This window comes from Falsirhodobacter sp. alg1 (genome assembly GCF_000739715.2).
GTDB lineage: Bacteria > Pseudomonadota > Alphaproteobacteria > Rhodobacterales > Rhodobacteraceae > Falsirhodobacter.
The window spans coordinates 1-507 of record NZ_BBJC02000116.1; the positions used below are offsets into that span (position 1 = coordinate 1).

At 62.9% G+C, this 507-nt stretch carries 1 pseudogene; it reads right to left on the bottom strand.

The window, feature by feature from the left end:
- Window positions 1–296 precede the first annotated feature (296 nt).
- Window positions 297–452, bottom strand: a pseudogene (locus TR36_RS15330) (dephospho-CoA kinase); the annotation flags it as partial.
- Window positions 453–507: the final 55 nt, after the last annotated feature.

Consider the following 507-nt stretch of genomic DNA (forward strand, 5'->3'; position numbering starts at 1 on the left):
GAAATGGGCGTCTGCAGCGACATCTGCGTGCCGACCTTTGTGGATATCAACAACACCCTGCAAGGGACCGGAAGCCATGACCCCCGGATCACCGATGCCCTGGCCCATGGCCCTGTCTCTGGCCGCACCGGTGGGATAAGCCGGCTGTCCTGTTCGGTCACACCGATTGCGGACGGCATGCGCGTTACCGCCCGGTTCGACATGCCACCGCAAGGCCGCCACGAAATTGTGGTGATGGAGCCTGGAAACGCCGACATATGGGCATCCGAGGCAAGGGTGGCCCGTCATGGGCGAAGCATCATCGCAACCTCGGATATGGTCGGCCCCCCCGCAGCATATAGTCGGTGCACAGCCGCATCGGCATCCCAGACAGGTATCCCCACCGCCGCAAACATCGCAGCGGTGGTTGATTTACCCATTCCGACAGAGCCGGTCAGGCCGAGGCGGATCATCCGCCCAGCACGAATGCCCGTGTTTCGGCATCGACCTCGGGACGTTGACCGAACC